Origin of the sequence: Flavihumibacter sp. CACIAM 22H1 (assembly GCF_001601815.1) — a bacterium.
Taxonomy (GTDB): domain Bacteria; phylum Bacteroidota; class Bacteroidia; order Chitinophagales; family Chitinophagaceae; genus Flavihumibacter.
Genome location: NZ_LUKG01000167.1, coordinates 1 through 2,105 on the forward strand (window position 1 = coordinate 1; position 2,105 = coordinate 2,105).

The 2,105-nt window shown below is 44.7% G+C and carries 4 protein-coding genes; 3 read left to right on the top strand and 1 reads right to left on the bottom strand.

Translation table 11 applies throughout. From position 1 onward, the window contains the following. Window positions 1-872, bottom strand: an 872-nt coding sequence (locus A1D16_RS21610) for a hypothetical protein (protein WP_290713814.1), incomplete at its 3' end; no start/stop codon positions are given. A 74-nt stretch (window positions 873-946) separates the two neighbouring features. Here A1D16_RS21610 and A1D16_RS21615 point away from each other — a divergent pair. From A1D16_RS21615 to A1D16_RS21625, 3 genes are all read left to right on the top strand, one after another. Continuing rightward, complete coding sequence (locus A1D16_RS21615; protein ID WP_290713816.1) at window positions 947-1,282, top strand: hypothetical protein; 336 nt, start codon at window positions 947-949, stop codon at window positions 1,280-1,282. A gap of 91 nt (window positions 1,283-1,373) precedes the next feature. Further along, complete coding sequence (locus tag A1D16_RS21620) at window positions 1,374-1,856, top strand: FKBP-type peptidyl-prolyl cis-trans isomerase (protein WP_290713819.1); 483 nt, start codon at window positions 1,374-1,376, stop codon at window positions 1,854-1,856. A 39-nt stretch (window positions 1,857-1,895) separates the two neighbouring features. After that, on the top strand, window positions 1,896-2,105 hold a 210-nt coding region (locus tag A1D16_RS21625), incomplete at its 3' end, for a serine dehydratase beta chain (protein WP_290713822.1).

Sequence of the window (2,105 nt, forward strand, 5' to 3'; positions counted from 1 at the left end):
TAATTCCCTTCTTTTTCCAGGGTAACGATACGGCTGGCATAAAACAACCGGAGCGAGTCTTTTATCCGGCTGGTATCTGCAGGTAAAGCAGGCAGCACGAAATATAATTTGTAATTCACCGAATCGACGGTTTCCAGCTTAATTCCACTCCTTAATTCAGCAAGCTGCGCATAACGTTTTAAGGCGCGCGCTTTTTTAGTGGTGGTTTCTATAATGAACTTATAGCGGTTGATGCTGGTACTTCCGGTGCTATTGGTTGTATCAATCAACGGGCGCCTACTAATGGAATCCTGCACCAGGGCCCGGCTGGTATCGGTACTGGGGGCTGGTTCCGGTTGCACCACTGCAACTGCTACAGAACTGTCTGATTTACCATCTGCAACGCCACTTTGCGACCATTTCCATCCTCCCCAGATCACAATTCCTACCGTGGCCGCTATGCCCACTAATAAGGCTAACTTTCTGCCGTTACCACTCTGCGCTTCATACTGGTTTCTTTCCTCGTAAACCGATGCCTTTCTTCCTTCTGTCGTTCTTTCCTCCAGGCGCTCTGTTACCATTTCCCCGGGCGTAAATTCAAACAGCCCTTCTTTTGCCTTTACCAATGTTCCAATGCCTTCAAAATGAAGGGCTTTCCCGATATTCAGAAACTGTTTGTTGAGCATGATATAGGACTCCAGGTCGGAAGTCGCCAGCGCCGTCATTTTCCCGGTATGTGTACGAATAAACTCAATTAAATCCGCGCTCATTTCAGCATCGGCTTTATTACTGAAATGTACGGTGCCGTTTTCCATGGTAAAGGTACCAATGCCGGGCAAACTCACTTTCTTCTGCTGGTAGAGATACTGGGTAATTAAATGATCAATTTTCAATGCAATCGGGTATTGGTGGAAGCACAAATTAAGTAAAAAATCGGCCGGAGGCTTATTTTTGCAAAAACGCAGGCATGTTAAGCCAGGAAGAAAAGGATTTTTTAGTGTATTGGGAAAAGAACCGCGATCGGCAGAAAAAGACATTTCGCCAATGGCTGATAGGGCTACCGATAGGGCTTTTACTGGGCCTGCCCATTTTTTTAAATTATGTCCTTGGCTGGTACAAAAGAGCCGGCATGGTGGCAGGAAGCCAGTTTAACCCCCTCGTTTTAATCATTGCCCTCCTGGCTATCGTAACTTTTATGGCCATTTTTTACAAGCAGTACCAATGGGATCAGTATGAGCAGAAGTATAGGGAGCTGAAGGTGAAGGGAGAGAAGGAGGAGGAAGGGGAGAAGGAGGAAGGGTGAAGGGGGAAGGTTTTTTTATGATGCAACATATCGCTCCCTTTAATGGTCTATTCCAATGTCAATTAATATATTCGCGAAAAATTTTGTGGTAATGGTAAAAAATCTTATCGTTTTCTTATTTGTGGGTTTGGTAGCTGTAGGAAGCTGGCATTGTAATAAATCCAATACAAACACCTCTTGTACCGTAGTTCAGCCTGCCGATGAAGAACAGGCCATCTTAACCTATAATGCTGCCAAAGGCATAACCGGTATAAAAGACGAATCTGGCCTGTATTATGAAATAATTGAACCGGGAACAGGTGGAACACCCAATCTTAATTCCCTGATTGAAATTAAATACAGAGGTGAGCTAACGAACGGAACTGTTTTTGATTCTCAAACCGATCCCACCAAAACCCGTTGGGCGTTGAGAAGCCTGATTCCTGGCTGGCAGATCGCTATCCCTAAAATAAAAAAAGGCGGAAAAATTAAAATGGTTATACCCTCTGCACTCGGATACGGATGCCGGGCCAACGGAAATATTCCAGCCAATTCTATCCTGTTTTTTGAAGTGGAACTGGTGGATTTCTATTAAGCATTTGCTTTTCACTAATTTCGTTCAAAATACCTCCGCTTGTCGTACGAGCCTATATCTGCTTTTGATATTTTCAAAATTGGTGTTGGTCCATCCAGTTCCCATACCCTGGGCCCCTGGAGGGCCGCCCTCTCTTTTTTGGCAACTATACAGGAACAGGGCGGTCTGAACCAGGTAGAAGATCTTGTGATTGATTTATTCGGATCACTTGCAAAAACCGGTAAAGGACATGGTACCGACATAGCTGTT